Source organism: Hasllibacter sp. MH4015, assembly GCF_020177575.1.
Taxonomy (GTDB): domain Bacteria; phylum Pseudomonadota; class Alphaproteobacteria; order Rhodobacterales; family Rhodobacteraceae; genus Gymnodinialimonas.
In genome coordinates this window covers 2,404,260-2,425,170 of record NZ_JAHTBK010000001.1, presented here as the reverse complement: position 1 = coordinate 2,425,170, position 20,911 = coordinate 2,404,260, and the positions used below count along the sequence as shown (strand labels likewise).

Genomic DNA, 20,911 nt, shown 5'->3' with positions numbered 1-20,911 from the left:
CGGACCGCAGCGCGATGAAACCGAAAGGACAGGACATGAGCGCATTTGACGAGGACCTGTTTCTCAAGGGGCTTGCGCAACGCAAAGCCACCCTTGGCGCGGAATATGTCGAAAACACGCTCGCCACCGCCGACGATTTCACCAGACCGTTTCAGGAGGCGATGACAGCGTGGTGCTGGGGCTTCGGCTGGGGCGATGACGTGATCGACGCCAAGACCCGCTCGATGATGAACCTGTCGATGATCGGCGCTCTGGGGAAGATGCAGGAATGGGAATTGCATTGCCGCGGCGCGCTCAACAACGGTGTCTCGCCCGAGGAGATCCGGGCCATCATCCACGTGATCGGCATCTATTGCGGCGTGCCCCAGGCGCTGGAATGCTTCCGCGCGGCCCGCAAGGTTTTGGACGAAACCTGACAGACGTTCTCCCGCCCGCGACCCGACCTCGCGCTGAGATAAAATCGTGCGCGTCGGGCGCTTGACAGCCCGGCTTTCACTCCTTACCTCACCGACGTTGGCACTCGCCCACGATGAGTGCCAACAGACATACAGATACTCCGTAATCGGATAGAGGAGAGGCCGAAAATGGCATTCAAACCGTTGCATGACCGTGTGCTGGTTCGTCGCGTTGAGAGTGACGAGAAGACCGCGGGCGGTCTGATCATTCCCGACAGCGCAAAAGAAAAGCCGTCCGAAGGCGAAGTCGTCGCCTGCGGCGAAGGTGCGCGCAAGGACAGCGGTGAGCTGATCGCGATGGCCGTCAGCGAAGGCGACCGCATTTTGTTCGGCAAATGGTCCGGCACCGAAGTCACCGTCGAAGGTGAAGAGCTTCTGATCATGAAGGAATCGGACATCCTCGGCATCATCGCCTGAGCCCCCGATCCCTCATCTCAACGACCCAATTCAAGGAGACGCCATCATGGCAAAAGACGTCCGTTTTGATACCGACGCCCGCAACAAGATGCTGAAGGGTGTGAATACCCTCGCAGACGCGGTCAAGGTCACGCTTGGCCCCAAGGGCCGCAACGTGGTCATCGACAAATCCTTCGGCGCCCCGCGCATCACGAAGGACGGTGTTTCTGTCGCCAAGGAAATCGAGCTGGAAGACAAGTTCGAGAACATGGGCGCGCAGATGGTCAAGGAAGTCGCTTCCCGCACCAATGACGAGGCCGGCGACGGCACCACCACCGCCACTGTGCTGGCCCAGGCCATCATCAAGGAAGGCCTGAAATCGGTTGCCGCCGGCATGAACCCGATGGACCTCAAGCGCGGCATCGACACCGCGGTCACCAAGGTCATCGCCGAAATCCAGTCCTCCGCCCGCGAAGTCGCCGACAGCGACGAAGTGGCCCAGGTCGGCACCATCTCCGCCAATGGCGAAGCCGAGATCGGCCGCCAGATCGCCGACGCGATGCAGAAGGTCGGCAATGATGGCGTCATCACCGTGGAAGAGAACAAGGGCCTTGAGACCGAGACCGAGGTCGTTGAAGGCATGCAGTTCGACCGCGGCTACCTCAGCCCCTACTTCGTCACCAACCCCGACAAGATGATCGCGGAGCTGGAAGACTGCATGATCCTGCTGCACGAGAAGAAGCTCTCCTCGCTGCAGCCGATGGTTCCGCTTCTGGAAACCGTCATCCAGTCCGGCAAGCCGCTTCTCATCATCGCGGAAGACGTGGAAGGTGAGGCCCTGGCCACGCTCGTCGTCAACAAGCTGCGTGGCGGCCTGAAGATCGCGGCCGTCAAGGCACCGGGCTTCGGTGATCGTCGCAAGGCGATGCTGCAGGACATCGGCATCCTGACCGGCGGTCAGGTCATCTCCGAAGATCTCGGCATGAAGCTGGAAAACGTCACGATGGACATGCTCGGCACCGCCAAGCGGATCACCATCACGAAGGACGAGACGACGGTCATCGACGGCAACGGCGAAAAGGCCGAAATCGAAGCGCGCGTCGCCCAGATCCGTCAGCAGATCGAGGAAACGACCTCCGACTACGACCGTGAGAAGCTGCAGGAACGTGTGGCCAAGCTCGCGGGCGGCGTTGCCGTCATCCGCGTCGGCGGCATGACCGAAGTGGAAGTGAAGGAGCGTAAGGACCGCGTCGATGACGCGCTCAACGCAACCCGCGCGGCCGTTCAGGAAGGTATCGTCGTGGGCGGTGGCGTTGCACTTGTCCAGGGTGCCAAGGCGCTTGAAGGTCTCACGGGTGAAAACTCCGACCAGAACGCCGGTATCGCCATCGTGCGCCGCGCGCTCGAAGCACCGCTGCGCCAGATCGCCGAGAACTCCGGCGTCGACGGTTCAGTGGTTGCGGGCAAGATCCGCGAGAGCGACGACAAGTCCTTCGGCTTCAACGCCCAGACCGAGGAATATGGCGACATGTTCAAGTTCGGCGTGATCGACCCGGCCAAGGTGGTGCGCACCGCACTCCAGGACGCCGCATCGGTTGCTGGCCTCCTGATCACGACGGAAGCCATGGTCGCCGACAAACCCGCCAAGGAAGGCGCAGGCGCCGGCGGCGGCATGCCCGACATGGGCGGCATGGGCGGAATGATGTAAGCGTAAATTCGCTTTGCGAATTTGCGCGAAACCCCGACAGGGTCGTTTTCACCGAAAACGGTCCCGAGAGGGGGAAGCATCCAAAACATGTGTCGAACACGTCAGTGCAAAGGCCCCCTCGGGGGCCTTTGTCACGAGAGTGTAAGCGTAAATTCGCTTTGCGAATTTGCGCGAAACCCCGACAGGGTCGTTTTCATCGAAAACGGTCCCGAGAGGGGGAAGCGTCTACAAAGTCTGCCAAACACGGCAATTCAAAGGGGCCCACGGGCCCCTTTGTCATGTCCGAACGCCTCAACATGCTCCGCCCCGACCCTCCGATCTCCATCGCCCGCGACGGGTCCAATCCCCGCACGGCCTTCTCTTTCCCGCCGGGATAGGGCATGGCTTTGCCGCCGAAGCGTCCGACAAAGCCCCTTACCCACCGGGATCAAGGGACGACCTCAACGCTTCGATGCGCGACCACAGCCGAGGGGCCGAGCAGATGTCGAATCCATTGTCCCTGCGCCTGGCCGGTGGCCTGGCCCTGATCGACAGTGCCATGTTGGATGCCGACATCTGCATCGACGAAGGGCGCATCGCCCAGAACGCCGCCCGAACGGTTGACGTCACCGGCTACCTGGTCCTGCCCGGCCTCATCGACCTCCACGGGGATGGGCATGAGCGTCACTTCGCCCCCCGCCGCGGCGCGCAGGATGACCCGTGCGCCGCCCTGCGCGCGACGGAGGCGGAGCTTGCCGCCAACGGCATAACAACCGCGATGATCGCGCAATTCTATTCGTGGGAGGGCGGGATGCGCGGCCCGGACTTCGCGTGGCGCGTGGCGCGCGCCATCGCGGGGACGCCCTGCCTCACCGATCTGCATCTGCAAGTGCGGCTGGAATTGAGCCTGCACGAGGCTTTTGCGGATGTGGAGGCCTTGGTGGAGGAGGCAGGCGCCCGTTACGTCGTCCTGAACGACCACATCGCACACGACGCCCTCGCCCAGGGCAAACGCCCCAAGCGGCTGACCGGGCAGGCGCTGAAATCCGGGCGCTCGCCCGACGATCATCTGGCGCTTCTCCAACGCCTCCACTCCGAAATGCCCAAAGCCCGCGCGGCCCTTCCCGGCCTTGTCGCGCGCCTGAAGGCGCGGGGCGTCCGCGTCGGCAGCCACGATGACCGAACGGCCGAAGATCGCGCGGCGTTCCGTTCCATCGGCGCGGATATCGCCGAGTTTCCCGAAACCCGGGCGGCGGCACAGGCTGCGGTTGCGGCGGGGGACCCGGTCATCATGGGTGCGCCAAACGTGGTGCGCGGCGGCTCCCATGATGGCAAGATCGCGGCGGCGGACCTGGTGGCCGATGGCCTCGTCGATGCACTCGTTTCCGACTATCACTACCTCTCACTGCACCGCGCGGCCTTCCGCCTCCACGGGGAGGGGCTTGCCCTCGGCGACGCCTGGGCGCTGGTATCCTCCGGTCCGGCCCGCGTCATGGGTTGGACGGATCGCGGCGTGATCGCGCCGGGACACCGAGCCGATCTGGTGCTGATCCATGCCGAGACGCACCGGATCGAGGGCACGATCTGCGCGGGACGCATCACCCATCTGACGGGTGAACTGGCCGCGCGGATGGTGGCGGGCTGATGCGATTTGTCCTTCTCGTCTGCATGGTGCTTCTGGCCTTTGCCTCCAACTCCATCCTGAACCGCATGGCGGTCGGCGGTGGGCAGATCGACGCTATTCCCTTCGCCGTGATCCGCGCAATTTCCGGGGCGGTGATGCTGGCGATCCTCGTGCTGGCCCGCCGCCGCGCCCTGCCGCTTCTGGCGCGGGCGCGGGTCGTGGGCGCGGGCAGTCTGACGATCTACCTCATCGGGTTCTCGGTGGCCTATATCCAGATCGACGCGGGCATCGGCGCGCTGATCCTATTCGGCTGCGTGCAGGTCACGATGTTCGCGGGCGGCCTGGTCGCGGGCGACCGTCCGCCGCCGCGTCGCTGGATCGGAGCAGGGGCGGCGCTGGCGGGTCTTGCCTGGCTCAGCTGGCCGTCGGGCCCCGCCGCCCTGCCGCCCCTGGCCGTGGGGGCGATGGCCGTGGCCGGGATCGCCTGGGGCGTCTACAGCCTCGCTGGCCGGACGGCCCGCGACCCCATCGCAACGACGGGCGCGAACTTCGTCTGGTCCGTGCCGCCGCTGATCCTTCTAACACTGCTCCTGCCCCCACAGATGGAGCCCACGGCGATCACCGCAAGCGGCTGGATGCTGGCAATCGTCGCGGGCGCCATCACGTCGGGACTGGGCTACGCGCTGTGGTACAATGTCCTGCCACAGCTCAGCGCCTCCGTCTCCGCCCTGTTGCAACTGACGGTTCCGATCATCGCCATGGTCGCGGGTGTGCTGCTGCTGGGGGAAGGCGTGACATGGCGCATGGTGGGGGCCGGAGCGCTGACATTGGGGGGCATCGCCTATGGCCTGGGCGCGTTCCACCGGCTGTTTCAGCGCACCAGCGGTTCCAGCGAATCGTAGAAGACCTCATCGCCCCAGGCGACATCGGCCAGGCTGTCGGGTTTCACGCGCCTTCGCGCCATCTCTGCCCGGCTCAGCAGATGGCGTTCCGTCACCACGCCTTCGGGATCGGTCCAGTCCTGCATGGGATCACCGGCCACGTGGAAAACCCGGAAATAGACGTCCACCTGGTGAAAATCCCGGCCCTTGTCGTGGAATTCGTTGACAAGGCACGGCGCGCCCACCGCGATCTCCAGCCCTGTCTCCTCGTGGAATTCGCGGATCACGTTGTCATGGAGCGAGGTGTGCGGCTCCACCCCGCCACCCGGCGCGCAAAGCAGGTCGGAGGTGCCGCCGGGCCAGGCATTGACCAGCAACAGACGGTTTTCGATCAGCAAGAGGCCGCGCACGGCAAGGCGGATCGGACGGGGGGACGCAGCCATGGGCCGACGATGACGTTACGGCGAGGTCGGGACAACCCCCCTCGTCGGATGGACGGCGATCGCCTATCTTCAAGGGATGATGGCCCGTTTCCTCCTCCCCGCGGCGCTCGCCCTTCTGGCGGCCTTGCCCGCGCGCGCCGATTGCGTGGTCCTTCTGCACGGTCTCGCCCGGTCCGAGACGTCGCTCCTGGTGCTGGAGGAACGCTTGCAGGCGTCGGGCTATACGGTCGTGAACCGTGGCTACCCCTCCACCGGCGGCACGATCGCGCAATTGGCTGAGGATACGATCCCACCCGCATTGGCGCGCTGTGGCCTGACGCAGGTGCATTTCGTCACCCATTCCATGGGCGGCATCCTGGTGCGCTACTGGGTGGAGCGGTTTCCGCCCGTGCAACTGGGCCGCGTGGTGATGCTGGCCCCGCCCAATGGCGGCTCGGAACTGGTGGACGTCTTTGGCCCGTTGGAGCCGTTCGAATGGCTCAACGGCCCGGCGGGTCAGCAATTGGGCACCGACCCCGACGATCTCGTGAACCGGCTCGGTCCGGTGGAGTTCGACCTTGGCGTGATCGCGGGCAACCGCACGCTCAACCCGATCTATTCCGCCCTCATCCCCGGCGAGGATGACGGCAAGGTCGGCGTCGACAACACCCGCGTGGTCGGGATGAACGACCATATCGTACTGCCCGTGACCCATACGTTCATGATGAACAATCCGCTGGTGATCGCTCAGGTGGAAACCTACCTCGCGACGGGTGCCTTCGATCATGATCTGGGCGTGCTGGAGGCGATTGGCGACCTCATCGAATAGGGCGGGCCGCGCGGCTCCGGGATGTCCCCGCCTATTGCTCCGCGACCGGCCGGACCACTGCATCCCCCGGACCCCCGCACATTACGGCAAACGGGCGTCGCGCGCTCAGGCCGGGCCGATGACGCGGTTGACATGGCCCATCTTGCGACCCGGGCGCACCTCCCCCTTGCCGTAGAGGTGGATCTGAACGCCCGGCTCCGCCGCAAGGGGCGCGGCGCGCGCCACGTCCTCACCGATCAGGTTCTCCATCACCACATCCGCATGGCGCGACCCGTCGCCAAGCGGCCAGCCAGTGATGGCGCGGATATGCTGCTCGAACTGGTCCACGGCACAACCGGCCTGTGTCCAATGGCCGGAATTATGCACACGCGGCGCGATCTCGTTCACGACCAGGCTGCCCGGCGTGACGAACAATTCCACCCCCAGCACGCCCACGTAATCAAGCGCATTCAGGATGCGCGACGCGATCAGGACCGCATCGGTGCGCAATGCGGCGGGGATCTGCGCCGGCACATGGGTTGTCGACAGGATGCCATCGTCATGCACGTTCTCGCCCGGATCGAAGACCGCGACCGATCCGTCCTGCCCCCTTGCGGCGATCACGCTGATTTCCTTGGAGAAGGTGACGAACCCCTCGGCGATGGCGGGCGCGTCGTTCAGTGTCGCCAGCGCCGCCGCACCATCCTCCATCGCCATCACGCGCACCTGCCCCTTGCCGTCATAACCGAAACGCCGGGTCTTCAGGATCGCGGGCAGGCCCGTCGTCTTCAAGGCCTCCGCGATGTCGGTGATTACGGCAAACGGCGCCGTTTCCAGATCCTGATCGCGCAGGAAGCTCTTCTCAATCAGGCGATCCTGACTGATCTCCAGCGCGCGGCGGTCGGGATAGAGCGGTGTCGTCTCTGCGATCACGTCCAGCGCGTCGGCGGGGATGTTCTCGAATTCGAACGTGATGACATCGCAGGCCTCTGCAAAGGCGCGCAGCGCGTCGAGGTCATCGTACCCCACCTGCGTCCAGGCGCTTGCCACGTCGGCGGCGGGGGCCGCGCCGGGCTCGAAGATATGGGTCTTGTAGCCAAGGCGCGCGGCGGCCATGGCCAGCATCCGCCCCAGTTGCCCGCCGCCCAAGATGCCGATGGTGGACCCTGCGACAAGGGGCTCAGTCATCGCTCGGCACCTCGGGGATCGACGCGCTCAGATCGGCGCGCCACTGATCAAGGCGCGCGGCCAGATCGGCGTCGTCATTCGCAAGGATCGCAGCGGCCATCAGCCCCGCATTGGCCGCGCCCGCGGCGCCGATCGCCATGGTCGCCACCGGGTAGCCGCGCGGCATCTGGACAATGGAATAAAGACTGTCGACCCCGCTCAGCGCCTTGGTCTGAACCGGTACCCCGATCACCGGCACGCGGGTCTTGGAGGCGACCATGCCCGGAAGATGCGCCGCACCGCCCGCACCCGCGATGATGACCTTCAGGCCCGCCTCCACGGCGCCCTTCCCGAAGTCCCACAGCCGGTCCGGCGTGCGGTGGGCCGACACGATGCGCGCCTCGTAGGGCACGCCCAGCGCATCTAGCATCTCGGCCGCCTCGCGCATGGTGGGCCAGTCGGATTGCGAGCCCATGATGATGGCGACGTGAACCATGCGTCCCTCCGGTGAATGGAGCGCGCACTATAGCCAGCGGGCGCTTGGCCTCAAGCGATGATATCGGGGGTCAACTCGTCCTCGATCCGGGCGATCTGATCCTTCAGCTTCAGCTTCTGGGTCTTGAACCGCTTCAGCGTCAGCATGTCGGGGTTCACCCGTTCATGGAGCGCTTCGATCGCCGCGTCGAGGTCGCGGTGTTCCCGGCGCAGGACTTCGAGGCGGACGCGAAGCACCTCCTCATGGCTCATCTCAGATGGCGCATTCATCGCTGTGCTGTCCGTTTCCTGTGGCCCCGTCGATCAAGATAGCGCCAATTACCGCGTCCTCCAAGCCTTGCGAGCGGGCGGGCGCGCCCCCATATTCCCGTTATGCGCCTTGCCGAATGCGGGGGGCGCGCCTTGCAGATCGCTTTCAACGAAGGATGTGCGTCGATGACGAAACTGACCTTGGGCTCCCACCCCTATCTTCTGGGGTTCGATCAGCTGGAACGGCTGGTGGAGCGCACCGCAAAATCTGGAAACGAGGGCTATCCGCCCTACAATATCGAACAGCGGGGCGATAACGCCTATCGCATCACGCTTGCCGTGGCTGGCTTCGCCGAGGGCGATCTGTCGATCACGGTGGAGGATCGCCAACTGGTGATCCGCGGCAAGAACCGCGATGCGGACGATGGCCGCGTTTTCCTGCACCGGGGCATCGCCACCCGCCAGTTCCAGCGCAGCTTCGTGCTGGCCGATGGTGTCGACGTCGCGGGCGCGGAGATGGAGCACGGCTTGCTCCATGTCGATCTGACCCGCGCATTGCCCGACAGCGTGGTGCAGACCATCAAGATCCAGACCGGAGGGAAAGGCCAATGACCGACGCACATGACATGAATTCCGGCGACCAGCGCCTGGTCTATATCCGCAAGGTCGCCGTCGCCGACCTGCCCAAGGACGTCCAGGACCGCGCCGAGGGGCTAGAGACGCTCTACGCCATCGGGAGCGAGACCGGCCAGCCCCTGGCCCTCGTTCAGGACCGCAAGACGGCGTTCATCGTCGCACGCCAGAACGATTTCCAGCCGGTCAGCGTGCACTAGGACGCGGGCGGCTGCGGGACGCCCGCGGCGGCAGCGCTTTGGGGGGCGCTGGCCGCGCGTCTCGAAAGGTCCGCGCGTGCCCGGCCCCTATGCGCCGCGTGCCTTTGACCGGATCTCCGCGATCCGTGCCTGCAGCGCCGTCTCCCAATCGTTTCGCATCTCCCGGACCCGCGCCACGTAGGCTTCGTTCTCGTGGGGGGCGATACCGGGGACATGGACCTCCGCGATGTTCAGCATCGCCTCGCGGTCGTGATCGTTGAATGCCTCGATCATCTGCTCCGCCGTCTCACGGTCATCGCCCATCGCCTCAAACGCCGACCGCCCGATCCTCAGGGAACTGTCATAGGTCTCCCGGATGATATCGCGGCAGCCCTTGTACCACAGGTCATAGACATGGTCGCGGTCCACGGCGCGGGCGATGACGTGGAGGTTCGGGAAGGTCGTGGTGGCATATTCCACGATCTGTTCGATCCCCTCGCGCTCGTCGATGGCCACGATCAGGATATCGGCCTCCGCGATGCCGGCGGCGTTCAGCAGGTCGGGGCGTCGCGCATCCCCGAAATAGGTCTTGATCCCAAACCGCTCCATGATCTGCAAGCGCCGTGAATTGTAGTCGATCACCGTCGTCTCGTGCTCGCCCGCGCGCAAGATGCGGTCGACCAGCCCGCCGATCCGCCCGGCACCCGCAATGATGATCTTCGCCTCCCCCGGCATCTCGTCGGCTTCCCGCGCCTCGACCTGAGAATAGCGCGGCGCGATGACCCGGTCGTAAAGGATGAACAGCGCGGGCGTCAGCAGCATCGACAACGCGACCACCAACAGAAGGATATCCGACAGACCCGGCGGGATCACCCCGTTGGCCACGGTGAAGGACAAGAGCACGAAGCCAAACTCGCCCGCCTGCGCCAGACCCAGCGCCATCAGCCACTTGTCGGCCCCCCGGATGCGGAAGAAATAGGCGAGGATCAGGAGTATCCCCGCCTTCAACGCCATCAGCCCCACGGTCATCGCCAGCACCATCGCGATATTGTCCCACAGCAGCAAGAAGTTGATCGACGCCCCCACCGTCATGAAGAACAGGCCCAGAAGCAGGCCGCGGAACGGGTCGATGTCGGATTCCAGCTCGTGCCGATAGGCGGAATTGGCCAGAACCACACCGGCCAGGAACGTGCCAAGGGCGGGTGACAGGCCCACAAGGCTCATCAGCAATGCGATGCCGATCACCAGCATCAGGGCCGTCGCCGTGAACAGCTCGCGCAAGTTCGCCGCCGCGATGAACCGGAAGAGCGGCCCCGTCAGGACGGAGCCTCCGCCCACCACGGCGCCGACCGCCCCCAATGTCACAAGCGCCGTCTGCCACCCGTTCAACCCGGCCACGAGGCTCATCGGCGCGCCGTGGTCGCCCTGCCCGTGGTCGCCGTCCCCGTGTCCAGTATCCCCGTGCCCCTCCGTCGCGCCATGCCCGGCCGCGTCGACACCCAGGTCCATCAGCTCCGGCATCGCCAGCAGCGGCAGGAACGCCAGCATCGGGATCACCGCGATATCCTGGCTCAACAACACGGAAAAGCTGCCCTGCCCGCCATCGGACCGCAAAAGCCCCTTCTCCCCAAGCGTCTGCAACACGATCGCGGTGGACGACAGCGCCAGCACCATCCCGATCGCAAGGCCAAGCTGCCACGGCTGGCCCAACGCAATCGCAATCGCCATGACCGCGAGCGTCGTCAGCACGACCTGTCCGCCGCCAAGCCCGATCAACTGGCCGCGCATCTCCCACAGGGCCTTGGGTTGCAGCTCCAGCCCAACCAGGAACAGCATCATCACCACGCCGAATTCCGCGAAATGCTGGATGGAGATCACGTCGACATCCAGCACCCGCAGGATCGGGGAAATCGCGATCCCCGCAATCAGGTAACCCAGGACGGAGCCAAGGCCCAACCGGCTGGCAATCGGCACCGCAAGAACGCCCGCGATCAGGAAGGTGAAGGACAGAAGAAGGAAATCGGTCATGATCGTGCGCTCCGCATCGTGCGGGGGCAGCAGAAGGCGCGCCGCGCGGAACGTCAACCATGTTACCCGGTGCGGTGCGCCTCAGCAGACCACGACAACCGGCTCCGTGATCGTGATGCGGACACCCCGGGCGCGCAGTTGAGCGATGATCTCCGCATGGCGCGCCTCGTCAAAGGCCTCCATGGAAAACGCGCGCAAATTCGGAAGCGACAGAAGCGGGGACAGATCGTCGATCAGGCTGTTGTCCAGATGCACCGATTGCAGGCCCGGATGGCCGGCAAGCCCGCTCAGGTCCGTCCCCGAGCCAACATGGGACACATGCAGCCGCCGCAGCCCCGACATCTGCGCCACGATGGAAAAGTCGGTCATTCTCGCATGGCCGATTGCCAGCTCCCGCACGCCGTCAAGCTGCGCCAGCGGCGCCCAGGACGTGGGCTCGACCCCCTGGATATGCAAAAGCTCCAACGCGCCGAAGGCCGACAGGCCCCCAAGGTCCCGCACCCGGGTATTGCCGATATGCAATTCGCGAAGCTGGGTCATCGCGGCGATCTCGCCCAGATCAGCGAAATCCGTGTATCCCAGCATCAGCGCGGTGACATGGGAGAGGGAGGCAAGCGTCCCGTAATCCTCGATCGGGGCGTAATCGAGCATCAGCGCCGCGCAGGTGCTGGCCGCGCATTCCGCCACCCGGTCATTGCCGTATTGGTAGGACGATACGGTGGGCGTCGTCTGACACGCCGCAAGGGCCGCGACGGCGGTGGCGGCAAGCAGGGCAGGGCGCATGAAGGCGAGGGTCGGCATGGTCACACTCCGGTCTGGATGTCCCATCCTACCACGCATGATCCAAGCGATCAGGGCAGGGAAACCCGCCCCCCCGGCACGGACGCCGTGATTGCAATTCCGTTCTGCACAGTGCCATCTCAGCCCGCAGGGCGATACCGGGGAGGGGTTGTTCCATGTCGGCACTTTTTATCCAACGGCTTCTGGCGAGCGTATTTCTTGGCCTCGGCGGGTGGGTCTTGATCTTCCCCCACGTGGTTGAACGACTGGTCCTTGCCCCAGATCACTATATCGGCACACCGGCCTCCAGCGTGATCCTGGGGTGCTTCGGCGCACAGGCGGTTCTGGGCGGGATCGTAATGTGGCTGTCGCGTTTCCGGCCCATCACGTTCCTCGTCTTCGGGATCGCGGGATCGGTGCCGTTCTTCATCTTCAACTATTACTTCGTTTTCGTGGTGGAGATGTTCACCAACTGGATGATCCTCGACTTCTTCGGAAACGTGGCGATCTTCGCGCTGTGCATGCTTGGCTATGTTAAATTGAAGGGGGGGGAGGCGGCGGCCTGACCCGGTCGCCCCAAGCGTCTGCCCGCGAAGGCTTGGGGATGCATCAGCGTCGGCATGTCGCCTTCTGGGCCGCGTCGGGTCGAACCGTCACGCCCCGCGCTGCGCCCGGTCGCATCCCGAACTGCACCAATGCAGCGCCCGTCAGGCCAAGGGTCCGAACCGGCGCTCACCCACCATCCCGCCACCTGTTCGCCACCGGATACCGCCGGTCCAGCCAGAACGCTTTTTGCGTCAGCCGGGCCCCCGGTGCCGCCTGGAACCGCTTGTATTCGCTGAGGTAGATCAACCGCTCCACCTTGCGGACCCAATCCCCGTCATATCCCGCCGCGATGACTTCGGCGACGGAGCGTTCCTGGTCGATCAGCATTTCCAGCATCACGTCCAGATCCTCGTAGGGCGGCAGGCTGTCCTCATCCTTCTGGTTCTCGCGCAGCTCCGCCGTGGGCGGCTTGTCGATCACGCGCGGCGGGATGACCTCGCCTTCGGGGCCTTTCATCCAGTCCCGGTGCGTGCGGTTGCGCCAGCGGCAGGTCTCGAACACCCGCGTCTTGTAGAGGTCCTTGATCGGGTTATAGCCGCCCGCCATGTCGCCGTAGATCGTGGCATAGCCCACCGCGACCTCGGACTTGTTGCCGGTCGTCAGCAACATGGACCCGAACTTGTTGCTCAGCGCCATCAGCATCACGCCCCGCAGGCGCGACTGGATGTTCTCCTCCGTCACGTCCGGCTCCAGCCCCTCGAACAGGGGTGCAAGGCTGTCCGTGACCGCCTCCCGAGCGGGCGTGATCGGGATCGTGTCGAGCCTGCATCCCAGCCGCCCCGCCACGTCGCGCGCATCCTCCAGGGAGGTCTCAGACGTGTAGCGCGAGGGCAGCATCACGCAATGCACGTTCTCCGGCCCGATCGCGTCACTGGCAATCGTCGCCACTATCGCGCTGTCGATCCCGCCCGACAGGCCAAGAACCACTTGTTTGAACCCGGTCTTGCGCAGGTAATCGCCTGTCGCCATCACCATCACCCGGTAATCGGCCTCCCATTCATCGGGAAGGGAGGCCTTCTCGCCCTCCACCACGCGCCAGCCGTCATCGCCGCGCTCGAAATCCACGTGGTAGAGCCCGGCCTCGAATTGCGGCGCCTGCATCGCCAGCGCGCCGCCGGGGTTCAATACAAATGACCCGCCGTCAAAGACCTGATCGTCCTGCCCGCCGAGCAGGTTCAGGTAAGCCGCCGGCAATCCCGTCTCCACCACGCGGGACACCACGACCGAATAGCGCAGATCCATCTTGCCCCGATGATAGGGGGAGCCGTTGGGGATCACGAAAAACTCCGCGCCGCTTTCCTGCAAGGTCTCGCAGACATCCTCGAACCACGCATCCTCGCAGATCGGGATGCCCACGCGCACGCCGTTGATGTTCACGGGCCCCTGCGGATCGCCCGAATGGTAGTACCGCACCTCGTCGAAGACCGCGTAATTGGGCAATTCGTGTTTCAGCACCGTCGCGATGACCTGGCCGCCCTGGCAGACGTAATAGGCGTTGAACGGCTTGTCCCCGCCCCATTTCGGTCCACCCACGCCAAAGGCGGGACCGTCGGACAATTCGCGCGCCAAGGCCTCGATCACCCGCTGCACGTCTTCCGCAAACGCCTGCCGCATCACCAAGTCGAGCAACTGGTAGCCGGTGATGAACATCTCCGGGAAGGCCACGAAATCCGCCCCCGCCGCTTTGCCCTCTTCCCAGGCGTCGCGCACCATCTGGGCATTGCCCGCAAGGTCCCCCAGCGTCGGGTTCAGCTGTGCCATGCTCAGGCGGAAGGTATCGGGCATATCGTCGTCTCCGTGGCTCCTGCGCCTCTCATATCATCCCCATGCGCGCGGCCAAGCGCCAAGCGGCGGGGGACAAAGGTTAAAGACATTGCGCGAACCCCCTGTCTCACCTAGCTTTGCGCTCGAAACGAACAAAATCTCCGGCAAAGGGGGCGCAGGATGAAATCGGCGAATTGGGGTGCAGCGGCAATTCTCTGGGTGGTGATGGCAAGTGCCGCCCCCGCGCAGGACGCCGGCGGGGACGCGGTCACGACCGACATCCAGCAATATGACAATGGCGGGATTTACGAAGGCGAATTCCGCAATGGCGTGCAGCATGGCACCGGCACCTATCGCCTGCCCAACGGCTACACCTATACCGGTCAATGGGTGGAGGGGGAGATCCGTGGCCAGGGCCGCGCCGTCTTCCCCGATCAATCGGTCTACGAGGGCGCGTTCGTCGCGGGCCGACCCGAGGGCACCGGCACGATCACCTTCGCCGACGGCTCCACCTACGAAGGCGACTGGGTCGAGGGCCGGATCGAGGGTTCGGGCACGGCGATATATTCCAACGGCGTGTCCTACCAGGGTCAGTTCCGCAACGCGCTCCACCACGGGACCGGCATCATGACCGGGCCCAACGGGTATCGGTATGAGGGGGAGTGGATCGACGGCGTCAAGCAAGGCACCGGCACCATCACCTACCCCGACGGCGCGACCTATACCGGCCAGTTCGAGGGCGGCGTGCGCTCCGGCACCGGGCGTCTCGAAATGGCCGATGGCGTGATCTACGAGGGCGAATGGGCCGAGGGGCAGATCAACGGCACCGGCACGCTCACCCAACCCAACGGCGACGTCTATGTCGGCACGCTCGTCAACGGACAACGGCAGGGGCAGGGCCGCGTCACCTACGCCAACGGCGATGTCTATGAGGGCGCCTTCGCCCAGGATCGCCGCCACGGACAAGGCACGTTCACCGGCACCGATGGCTATGTCTATGTCGGCGCGTGGGTCGAAGGCCGGATCGAAGGCGAAGGCCGCGTGACCTATCCCGATGGCTCCGTCTACGAGGGCACGTTCCGCAACGACCTCGCCCACGGGACCGGCACCATCACCTATCCCGATGGCAGCAGCTATACCGGCGGCTGGGTCGACGGGGTGATCCAGGGCTCCGGCACGGCGCGCTATGCCAATGGCCTGGTCTATGAGGGTCAGTTCCTAAACGCCCGCCAGCACGGGCAAGGCACGATGACCCATCCCGACGGCTATTCCTACCAGGGCCAGTGGGAAGACGGGCTGCGCCACGGACAGGGCCGCGCAACCTACGCCGATGGCACGGTTTACGAGGGCAGCTTCGTCGCCGGGCAACGCGAAGGGCAGGGCACGCTGAACATGCCCGACGGGTTCCAATATGTCGGCGCCTGGGATGATGGGGAAATCAACGGCCAGGGCACCGCGACCTATTCCAACGGCGACGTCTATGTCGGCACCTTCGTCAATGGCCGCCGCCAGGGCGCGGGCACGATGACCTATGCCACCGGCGAGGTGCTGGAGGGGCAGTGGGAAAACGGCCTGCCCACCGACCGCACCGGCGAAGCGCCGAACCTCGCGGACGAGCCCGACACCTCCGAACCCGCCCCGGGCGACGCGGCCTCCGACACCCCGACCGATACCGACGAATGATCCGGACCCGATTGCGGAGCTGAGCACGATCTCGATTAAATCGACACGACCACATCACTTGATCGCGCTTGCCACTGCGCTTTACGTGCTGTCGCTCCATCCATTGGCGGCCCAGGACAACCCGGTTCGCACATTGGCGCCTCTTGATGAAATGGCCGTCGATCTATCCGTCTTCATCAATGATCTGGAAGTCGTGCACAGTAACCGCAGCAACCTGCGCATCGAAGCCGTCGACGAAGACGCACAGATCGAGTTCCGCGTCACGTGGAACAGCCTGCCGGGCAACCAGTTTGAGGACCGCCCGTTCGGAAGCCAGGCCCACCTGGACCATTACCAACGCTCTTGCGACGGGAATTTTGCTGGCACCTGCGCGTTGAGTGCCGAGGGCGCGGGCAATGACACGGAAGTCTGGACGCGGGTCGTGCGCGACCGGGACGGGGCCATCATGTTCGAAAACCAGCGCCTCATCGGTCAAGTCCTCGTAAACGTGTTCGCCGTCATGCCCGCGGATAGTGACGAGGGCGTGGTGCGGCAGGATTTCCTGGCGCTCGTCGCGCAGGTTGAGACCTACTTTCAGGAGTGAACGCGGGGCGGGCAAATCTCACACAGCCAAATGCGAATTGCATTGTATCGGTGCTTGCCCCACCTTGGCAGGACGAAGCCTGATCTGCGCCGAAGGACCCGACATGCACCAAAGAACAGCCCTGTGCGTTGCGGCTTTCCTGGCGGCCAGCGCGACCGGCACGGCCAATGCGCAAGACTCGCAACGCTACCTCACCGCGGTTCTCGGCTCGGTGCATTTCGGCGCGGACCTTAACGACATCAATCCCGGCCTGCTCCTTGGCCACCGCTGGCATGTCGGCCAAGGCAGCTTCCAGTACCATGTCGAAGCGGGCGTGCTCTACAATTCCTACGAGGAGGTCTCGCCCATCTTCATGGCGGGCGTCTCCCACGGGCTCGGCACAATCGGCCCGGTGGAACTTCGCGGCGGGATCAGCGTCGGCACCGCCTATTACCCCACGCTGGCCCCGATCCTCGAACGCGATTACGGCCTGCCCAACGCCAACGGCTATATCCCGCTGCTGGTGCCGACGCTCACGCTCACTGACACGCGCTACGACAACATCCAATACCGCCTGACCGCCTTCCCCGGCGAAGACGGCCTCGGCGCGCTGAACCTGTCGGTGGCATTCGATTTCTGATCGGCGGGGCGTCTGGGCAATGGCTCACCCGCAGCCTTGAACAATGTGGAACAGGTTGAGGCGGCTCTGCCAACGGGCCGACACCGGGAAAAACGCCGTATGAGCTGTTCGGAGGAGGCGCAGATTTCACCGTACTCCGAGACGGTTTCATCCGCCCCCATTTTGCAATGGCGACAGGATCGCAGCATCAAGCGCACGCCTTGCGATGCGGCGTCGTTTAGTGCGAAGCACCCTTGGCTAAAGTCCTCTTCCTGCGCCGTCGCCGGACCGGCACGGGGCCGAAAGACACGGAAGACCCACAATAGGCCCTCCGAGCCTTTCAACAGGTTAAGGAAGGGTTAACAAAAATTGGAATTTCGTTTCACCTCATAGCCTTAACCCATGGTTGCAAGCGTGCAACCCACATCGGATCACGCCGCGATCAAGCCCATGCTCTCCAGCTTCAGCAACACCTGTTGCGCGCAATAATCCACGTCCATGCCCTCGGTATCGACCACCAGTTCCGCGTGGGTCGGGGCCTCATAGGGGTCGGAAATCCCGGTGAATTCCTTGATCTTCCCCTCTCGCGCCAGCTTGTAGAGCCCCTTGCGATCCCGCCGTTCGCATTCCTCCAGCGACGTGGCGACATGGACCTCCACGAAGGCCCCGAATTGCTCGATCTCCTCGCGCACCGCCCGGCGCGTCACGGTATAGGGCGCAATCGGCGCGCAGATCGCGATGCCGCCATTCTTGGTGATTTCCGAGGCGACATAGCCGATCCGCCGGATGTTCAGGTCGCGGTGTTCCTTGCTGAACCCCAACTCGCTCGACAGGTTTTTCCGCACGATATCCCCGTCCAGCAACGTCACCGGACGCCCGCCCTGTTCCATCAGCTTGACCATGATCGCGTTGGCGATGGTCGATTTGCCCGACCCGGACAGGCCGGTAAAGAACACCGTAAAGCCCTGCTGCGACCGCGGTGGAGAGGTCCGGCGCAATTCGCGGACCACTTCGGGGAAGGAGAACCATTCCGGGATCTCCAGCCCTTCCCGCAAACGACGCCGCAATTCGGTGCCCGAGATGTTGAGGATCGTCACGTTGTCCCGGTCCTCGATCTCATCGGCAGGCTCGTATTGGGCGCGCTCCTGCACGAAAACCATGTGTTTGAAGTCGACCATCTCGATCCCCATCTCCTCCTGATGATCGCGGAACAGGTCCTGCGCGTCGTAGGGGCCATAGAAATCTTCGCCGGCGGAATTCTTGCCCGGCCCGGCATGGTCCCGGCCCACGATCATGTGGGTGCAGCCGTGATTCTTGCGGATCAGCCCGTGCCACACGGCCTCCCGCGGGCCGGCCATCCGCATGGCGAGGTTCAGAAGGCTCATTGTCGTCGTCGCCGCCGGATACTGGTCCAGCACCGCCTCGTAACACCGGACGCGAGTGAAGTGGTCCACGTCCCCGGGTTTCGTCAGGCCCACGACCGGGTGGATCAGCAGGTTCGCCTGCGCCTCCTTCGCCGCGCGGAACGTCAGTTCCTGGTGCGCGCGGTGCAGCGGGTTTCGCGTCTGGAACGCCACGATCTTGCGCCACCCCAGCTTGCGGAAATAGGCGCGCAGCTCGTTCGGCGTGTCGCGGCGGGCGCGGAAATCGTAATGCACCGGCTGCTGGATTCCGGTGATCGCCCCGCCCAGATAGACGGGCCCCGCGACGTTGTGCAGGTAGTTCACGGCCGGATGCGCGACGTCGTCCGCGCCATAGACCTTTTTCGCCTCCCGCACCTTGTCGGGGCTCCATTTGTCGGAGATCGACAGGATCGCAAGGATCACCCCTTCCGCATCGCGCAGGGCAATATCCTGCCCCTCCTCGACCGCACCGGCGAACGCCTCCGACACATCCAGCGTGATCGGCATTGGCCACAGCGCGCCGTCGGCAAGGCGCATATTGTCGACGACGTTGTCGTAATCCGCCTGCCCCATGAACCCCTTGAGCGGGTTGAACCCGCCGTTCATCAGCAGTTCCAGGTCGCAGACCTGCCGCGCGGTCAGATCCCAGGACGGCAGATCCGCGGCCTCCATCTTCAGTTTCTGGGCGGATTCATACGAGACAAAAAGCTCGGGGACGGGGGCAAGATGGCTTTGCATCGGAACGGTCCTGTTCTTCTGGGGGCTGAGTTTCGCGGTCGTGCCGGTCAGTTCGGCGTGAAGCGCGTTGTATTCGTTAAGTTTTCGGGCAAGGAAGGAATCCACCAACCGGGCTTTTTCGGCTGCACCCCGGGGCGTGAGCGTATAGGCGACCCGCTGGCGCTTGTCGGGGCTGTTGCGGTCGGTCCGCTGGATCAGGCCCGCCTCCGTCACGGCCCGCAGAAGTGCGTTGAGCCGTCCAAGGCTGACGCCCAACGCCTCCGCCGTGGCCCGTTGCGACCCCTCAGGCGCCGCGTCCAGCTGGCGCAGCAGCCGGAAGAGCGTGTCGTCTTCCGGCAAGGTTGGGGCAGGATTGGCGGGCATTCAGCGGGTCCGATATTTGTTCACGGATGAACGCATGTCACAATCCGGCGCGAAGTCAAAGGGTTTGTTCATCCGTGAACGAATTTATTCCCGAACGTGGTCAATCGGTCGGACGGGCGCAGCGCAGGCCACCTCCATCCGGGTCGCGACCCGATTATTCCCGCTATTGGTAAAAATATGGCAAGCGCCAGACTGCGCCGCGCACCGCACCAGTGCCCGCCAAACCACACGGCGCCGCTGGATAATTACTCGGCCGCGTCCACCGGTGCGGCATAGGCTCCAGCCTCCGCCACGTCCTCACCTTCCATCTCGGCAAGGAACTTCTCCGCATCCAAGGCCGCCATGCAGCCCATGCCCGCGCTCGTCACCGCCTGGCGGTAGACGTGGTCGGTCAGGTCGCCCGCGGCAAAGACGCCGGGGGTCGAGGTCTTGGTCGTGCCGGCCTGCACTTTCACATAGCCGCCATTGTGCATTTCCAACTGGTCCTTGACCAACTCGGTCGCGGGCGCGTGGCCGATGGCGACGAAGAAACCCTTGCAGGGGATCTCGGTCACAACACCCGTCTCCACATGTTTCGCGCGCACGCCCTCCACGCCGCGTGGCTCGGAACTTCCCACGACCTCTTCGACCGTGTGGTCCCACAGGACCTCCACCTTGGGGTTCTTGAACAGGCGGTCCTGCATGATCTTCTCGGCCCGCAGGCTGTCGCGGCGATGGATCAGCGTGACCTTGCTGGCGAAGTTGGTTAGAAACAGCGCCTCTTCTACCGCCGTGTTGCCGCCGCCGATCACCACGATCTCCTGCCCGCGATAGAAGAACCCGTCGCAGGTGGCGCAGGCGCTGACGCCGAAGCCCTTGAAATGCTCCTCGCTCGGCAGGCCAAGCCATTTCGCCTGCGCACCCGTCGCCAGAACCACCGCATCCGCGGTATAGGTCGTGCCGCTGTCGCCCTGCGCGGTAAAGGGCCGCTTGGACAGGTCGAGCGATTGGATGTGATCGCCGATGATCTCCGTCCCCATCTCCTTGGCGTGGGCCTCCATCCGCACCATCAGGTCCGGCCCCATGACGGAGGCATCGCCCGGCCAGTTCTCCACATCCGTGGTGATCGTCAGCTGGCCGCCGGGCTGGATGCCTTGCACCAGGATCGGCTCCAACATCGCGCGGCTGGCATAGACAGCAGCGGTGTAGCCCGCGGGGCCGGAGCCGATGATCAGAAGGCGGGTGTGGCGGGTGTCGGTCATGGCGTGGAATCCCCCGGGGCAGCATTGGTCCAAGCGATATACGCGCGCAGGCGGGGTGATAAAAGCCCCGGACCGGATTCAAGGCGATGCGCCGGGCATCCGGATCACGATCCCTTTTCACGTAATAG

General features: G+C 64.6%; 21 protein-coding genes. 12 read left to right on the top strand and 9 right to left on the bottom strand.

Going from position 1 to position 20,911, the window contains the following annotated elements:
- Positions 1 to 35: 35 nt before the first annotated feature.
- From KUW62_RS12435 to KUW62_RS12415, 5 genes are all read left to right on the top strand, one after another.
- On the top strand, positions 36 to 416 hold the full coding sequence (locus tag KUW62_RS12435) for a carboxymuconolactone decarboxylase family protein (protein ID WP_224815787.1): 381 nt from the start codon (positions 36 to 38) through the stop codon (positions 414 to 416).
- A gap of 168 nt (positions 417 to 584) precedes the next feature.
- A complete protein-coding gene (locus KUW62_RS12430; RefSeq protein ID WP_224815786.1) occupies positions 585 to 872 on the top strand; it encodes a co-chaperone GroES in 288 nt (95 codons plus the stop codon).
- A 43-nt stretch (positions 873 to 915) separates the two neighbouring features.
- Positions 916 to 2,559: a chaperonin GroEL gene (gene groL / locus KUW62_RS12425; RefSeq protein ID WP_370632922.1), complete on the top strand. Its 1,644-nt coding sequence runs from the start codon at positions 916 to 918 to the stop codon at positions 2,557 to 2,559.
- Between the two features lie 481 nt (positions 2,560 to 3,040).
- Positions 3,041 to 4,183: an alpha-D-ribose 1-methylphosphonate 5-triphosphate diphosphatase gene (locus tag KUW62_RS12420; protein WP_224815784.1), complete on the top strand. Its 1,143-nt coding sequence runs from the start codon at positions 3,041 to 3,043 to the stop codon at positions 4,181 to 4,183.
- A complete protein-coding gene (locus KUW62_RS12415) occupies positions 4,183 to 5,064 on the top strand; it encodes a DMT family transporter (RefSeq protein WP_224815783.1) in 882 nt (293 codons plus the stop codon). Before KUW62_RS12420 ends, KUW62_RS12415 begins: the two co-directional genes overlap by 1 nt.
- On the opposite strand, the gene KUW62_RS12410 is transcribed toward KUW62_RS12415, so the two are convergent.
- Positions 5,034 to 5,486 (bottom strand): NUDIX domain-containing protein, encoded by a 453-nt coding sequence (locus KUW62_RS12410; RefSeq protein ID WP_224815782.1) that lies wholly within the window; start codon positions 5,484 to 5,486, stop codon positions 5,034 to 5,036. The two genes, KUW62_RS12415 and KUW62_RS12410, sit on opposite strands and share 31 nt — an antisense overlap.
- A 79-nt stretch (positions 5,487 to 5,565) precedes the next feature.
- On the opposite strand from KUW62_RS12410, the gene KUW62_RS12405 reads away from it, so the two are divergent.
- Positions 5,566 to 6,294, top strand: a complete 729-nt coding sequence (locus KUW62_RS12405; protein ID WP_224815781.1) for an alpha/beta fold hydrolase — start codon at positions 5,566 to 5,568, stop codon at positions 6,292 to 6,294.
- 105 nt (positions 6,295 to 6,399) lie between these two features.
- Here KUW62_RS12405 and KUW62_RS12400 read toward each other — a convergent pair whose 3' ends face one another.
- The 3 genes from KUW62_RS12400 to KUW62_RS12390 are packed head-to-tail and all read right to left on the bottom strand — an operon-like array spanning position 6,400 to position 8,205.
- Complete coding sequence (locus KUW62_RS12400) at positions 6,400 to 7,461, bottom strand: 5-(carboxyamino)imidazole ribonucleotide synthase (RefSeq protein WP_224815780.1); 1,062 nt, start codon at positions 7,459 to 7,461, stop codon at positions 6,400 to 6,402.
- The gene (gene purE, locus KUW62_RS12395) at positions 7,454 to 7,936 is read right to left on the bottom strand and encodes a 5-(carboxyamino)imidazole ribonucleotide mutase (protein ID WP_224815779.1); all 483 of its coding nucleotides are present in this window, start codon (positions 7,934 to 7,936) and stop codon (positions 7,454 to 7,456) included. Before purE ends, KUW62_RS12400 begins: the two co-directional genes overlap by 8 nt.
- A 50-nt stretch (positions 7,937 to 7,986) precedes the next feature.
- Positions 7,987 to 8,205, bottom strand: coding sequence for a YdcH family protein (locus KUW62_RS12390; RefSeq protein ID WP_224815778.1), 219 nt, complete (start codon positions 8,203 to 8,205; stop codon positions 7,987 to 7,989).
- Positions 8,206 to 8,370: 165 nt separating this feature from the next.
- On the opposite strand from KUW62_RS12390, the gene KUW62_RS12385 reads away from it, so the two are divergent.
- Complete coding sequence (locus tag KUW62_RS12385) at positions 8,371 to 8,796, top strand: Hsp20 family protein (protein WP_224815777.1); 426 nt, start codon at positions 8,371 to 8,373, stop codon at positions 8,794 to 8,796.
- The gene (locus KUW62_RS12380) at positions 8,793 to 9,017 is read left to right on the top strand and encodes a DUF1150 family protein (protein WP_224815776.1); all 225 of its coding nucleotides are present in this window, start codon (positions 8,793 to 8,795) and stop codon (positions 9,015 to 9,017) included. Before KUW62_RS12385 ends, KUW62_RS12380 begins: the two co-directional genes overlap by 4 nt.
- An 87-nt stretch (positions 9,018 to 9,104) precedes the next feature.
- Here KUW62_RS12380 and KUW62_RS12375 read toward each other — a convergent pair whose 3' ends face one another.
- Positions 9,105 to 11,024: a cation:proton antiporter gene (locus KUW62_RS12375; RefSeq protein ID WP_224815775.1), complete on the bottom strand. Its 1,920-nt coding sequence runs from the start codon at positions 11,022 to 11,024 to the stop codon at positions 9,105 to 9,107.
- 81 nt (positions 11,025 to 11,105) lie between these two features.
- On the bottom strand, positions 11,106 to 11,825 hold the full coding sequence (locus tag KUW62_RS12370; RefSeq protein ID WP_224815774.1) for a hypothetical protein: 720 nt from the start codon (positions 11,823 to 11,825) through the stop codon (positions 11,106 to 11,108).
- A 155-nt stretch (positions 11,826 to 11,980) separates the two neighbouring features.
- Here KUW62_RS12370 and KUW62_RS12365 point away from each other — a divergent pair, with 155 nt between their 5' ends.
- Complete coding sequence (locus tag KUW62_RS12365; RefSeq protein ID WP_224815773.1) at positions 11,981 to 12,370, top strand: hypothetical protein; 390 nt, start codon at positions 11,981 to 11,983, stop codon at positions 12,368 to 12,370.
- Positions 12,371 to 12,536: 166 nt separating this feature from the next.
- Here KUW62_RS12365 and KUW62_RS12360 read toward each other — a convergent pair whose 3' ends face one another.
- A complete protein-coding gene (locus tag KUW62_RS12360) occupies positions 12,537 to 14,195 on the bottom strand; it encodes an NAD+ synthase (RefSeq protein WP_224815772.1) in 1,659 nt (552 codons plus the stop codon).
- Positions 14,196 to 14,354: 159 nt separating this feature from the next.
- Here KUW62_RS12360 and KUW62_RS12355 point away from each other — a divergent pair, with 159 nt between their 5' ends.
- The 3 genes from KUW62_RS12355 (at position 14,355) to KUW62_RS12345 (ending at position 17,059) form a co-directional block, all read left to right on the top strand.
- Positions 14,355 to 15,857 carry an MORN repeat-containing protein gene (locus KUW62_RS12355; RefSeq protein ID WP_370632887.1) on the top strand — a complete coding sequence of 501 codons (1,503 nt, stop codon included), beginning with the start codon at positions 14,355 to 14,357 and terminating at the stop codon, positions 15,855 to 15,857.
- A 58-nt stretch (positions 15,858 to 15,915) separates the two neighbouring features.
- On the top strand, positions 15,916 to 16,440 hold the full coding sequence (locus tag KUW62_RS12350; RefSeq protein WP_224815771.1) for a hypothetical protein: 525 nt from the start codon (positions 15,916 to 15,918) through the stop codon (positions 16,438 to 16,440).
- Positions 16,441 to 16,543: 103 nt separating this feature from the next.
- On the top strand, positions 16,544 to 17,059 hold the full coding sequence (locus KUW62_RS12345; RefSeq protein WP_224815770.1) for a hypothetical protein: 516 nt from the start codon (positions 16,544 to 16,546) through the stop codon (positions 17,057 to 17,059).
- Positions 17,060 to 17,469: 410 nt separating this feature from the next.
- On the opposite strand, the gene KUW62_RS12340 is transcribed toward KUW62_RS12345, so the two are convergent.
- Both KUW62_RS12340 and trxB read right to left on the bottom strand, forming a co-directional pair.
- Entirely contained in the window at positions 17,470 to 19,542 is a 2,073-nt protein-coding gene (locus tag KUW62_RS12340) for a bifunctional sulfate adenylyltransferase/adenylylsulfate kinase (RefSeq protein ID WP_224815769.1), read from the bottom strand.
- A gap of 245 nt (positions 19,543 to 19,787) precedes the next feature.
- Positions 19,788 to 20,783, bottom strand: coding sequence for a thioredoxin-disulfide reductase (gene trxB, locus KUW62_RS12335; protein ID WP_224815768.1), 996 nt, complete (start codon positions 20,781 to 20,783; stop codon positions 19,788 to 19,790).
- Positions 20,784 to 20,911: the final 128 nt, after the last annotated feature.

Bases quoted from the DNA above. Each gene is read 5' to 3' on its own strand.
- KUW62_RS12435 (WP_224815787.1), top strand. From the start codon at position 36: ATGAGCGCATTTGACGAGGACCTGTTTCTCAAGGGGCTTGCGCAACGC.
- KUW62_RS12430 (WP_224815786.1), top strand. From the start codon at position 585: ATGGCATTCAAACCGTTGCATGACCGTGTGCTGGTTCGTCGCGTTGAG.
- KUW62_RS12420 (WP_224815784.1), top strand. From the start codon at position 3,041: ATGTCGAATCCATTGTCCCTGCGCCTGGCCGGTGGCCTGGCCCTGATC.
- KUW62_RS12415 (WP_224815783.1), top strand. From the start codon at position 4,183: ATGCGATTTGTCCTTCTCGTCTGCATGGTGCTTCTGGCCTTTGCCTCC.
- KUW62_RS12410 (WP_224815782.1), bottom strand. From the start codon at position 5,486: ATGGCTGCGTCCCCCCGTCCGATCCGCCTTGCCGTGCGCGGCCTCTTG.
- KUW62_RS12405 (WP_224815781.1), top strand. From the start codon at position 5,566: ATGGCCCGTTTCCTCCTCCCCGCGGCGCTCGCCCTTCTGGCGGCCTTG.
- KUW62_RS12400 (WP_224815780.1), bottom strand. From the start codon at position 7,461: ATGACTGAGCCCCTTGTCGCAGGGTCCACCATCGGCATCTTGGGCGGC.
- purE (WP_224815779.1), bottom strand. From the start codon at position 7,936: ATGGTTCACGTCGCCATCATCATGGGCTCGCAATCCGACTGGCCCACC.
- KUW62_RS12390 (WP_224815778.1), bottom strand. From the start codon at position 8,205: ATGAATGCGCCATCTGAGATGAGCCATGAGGAGGTGCTTCGCGTCCGC.
- KUW62_RS12385 (WP_224815777.1), top strand. From the start codon at position 8,371: ATGACGAAACTGACCTTGGGCTCCCACCCCTATCTTCTGGGGTTCGAT.
- KUW62_RS12380 (WP_224815776.1), top strand. From the start codon at position 8,793: ATGACCGACGCACATGACATGAATTCCGGCGACCAGCGCCTGGTCTAT.
- KUW62_RS12375 (WP_224815775.1), bottom strand. From the start codon at position 11,024: ATGACCGATTTCCTTCTTCTGTCCTTCACCTTCCTGATCGCGGGCGTT.
- KUW62_RS12370 (WP_224815774.1), bottom strand. From the start codon at position 11,825: ATGCCGACCCTCGCCTTCATGCGCCCTGCCCTGCTTGCCGCCACCGCC.
- KUW62_RS12365 (WP_224815773.1), top strand. From the start codon at position 11,981: ATGTCGGCACTTTTTATCCAACGGCTTCTGGCGAGCGTATTTCTTGGC.
- KUW62_RS12360 (WP_224815772.1), bottom strand. From the start codon at position 14,195: ATGCCCGATACCTTCCGCCTGAGCATGGCACAGCTGAACCCGACGCTG.
- KUW62_RS12355 (WP_370632887.1), top strand. From the start codon at position 14,355: ATGAAATCGGCGAATTGGGGTGCAGCGGCAATTCTCTGGGTGGTGATG.
- KUW62_RS12345 (WP_224815770.1), top strand. From the start codon at position 16,544: ATGCACCAAAGAACAGCCCTGTGCGTTGCGGCTTTCCTGGCGGCCAGC.
- KUW62_RS12340 (WP_224815769.1), bottom strand. From the start codon at position 19,542: ATGCCCGCCAATCCTGCCCCAACCTTGCCGGAAGACGACACGCTCTTC.
- trxB (WP_224815768.1), bottom strand. From the start codon at position 20,783: ATGACCGACACCCGCCACACCCGCCTTCTGATCATCGGCTCCGGCCCC.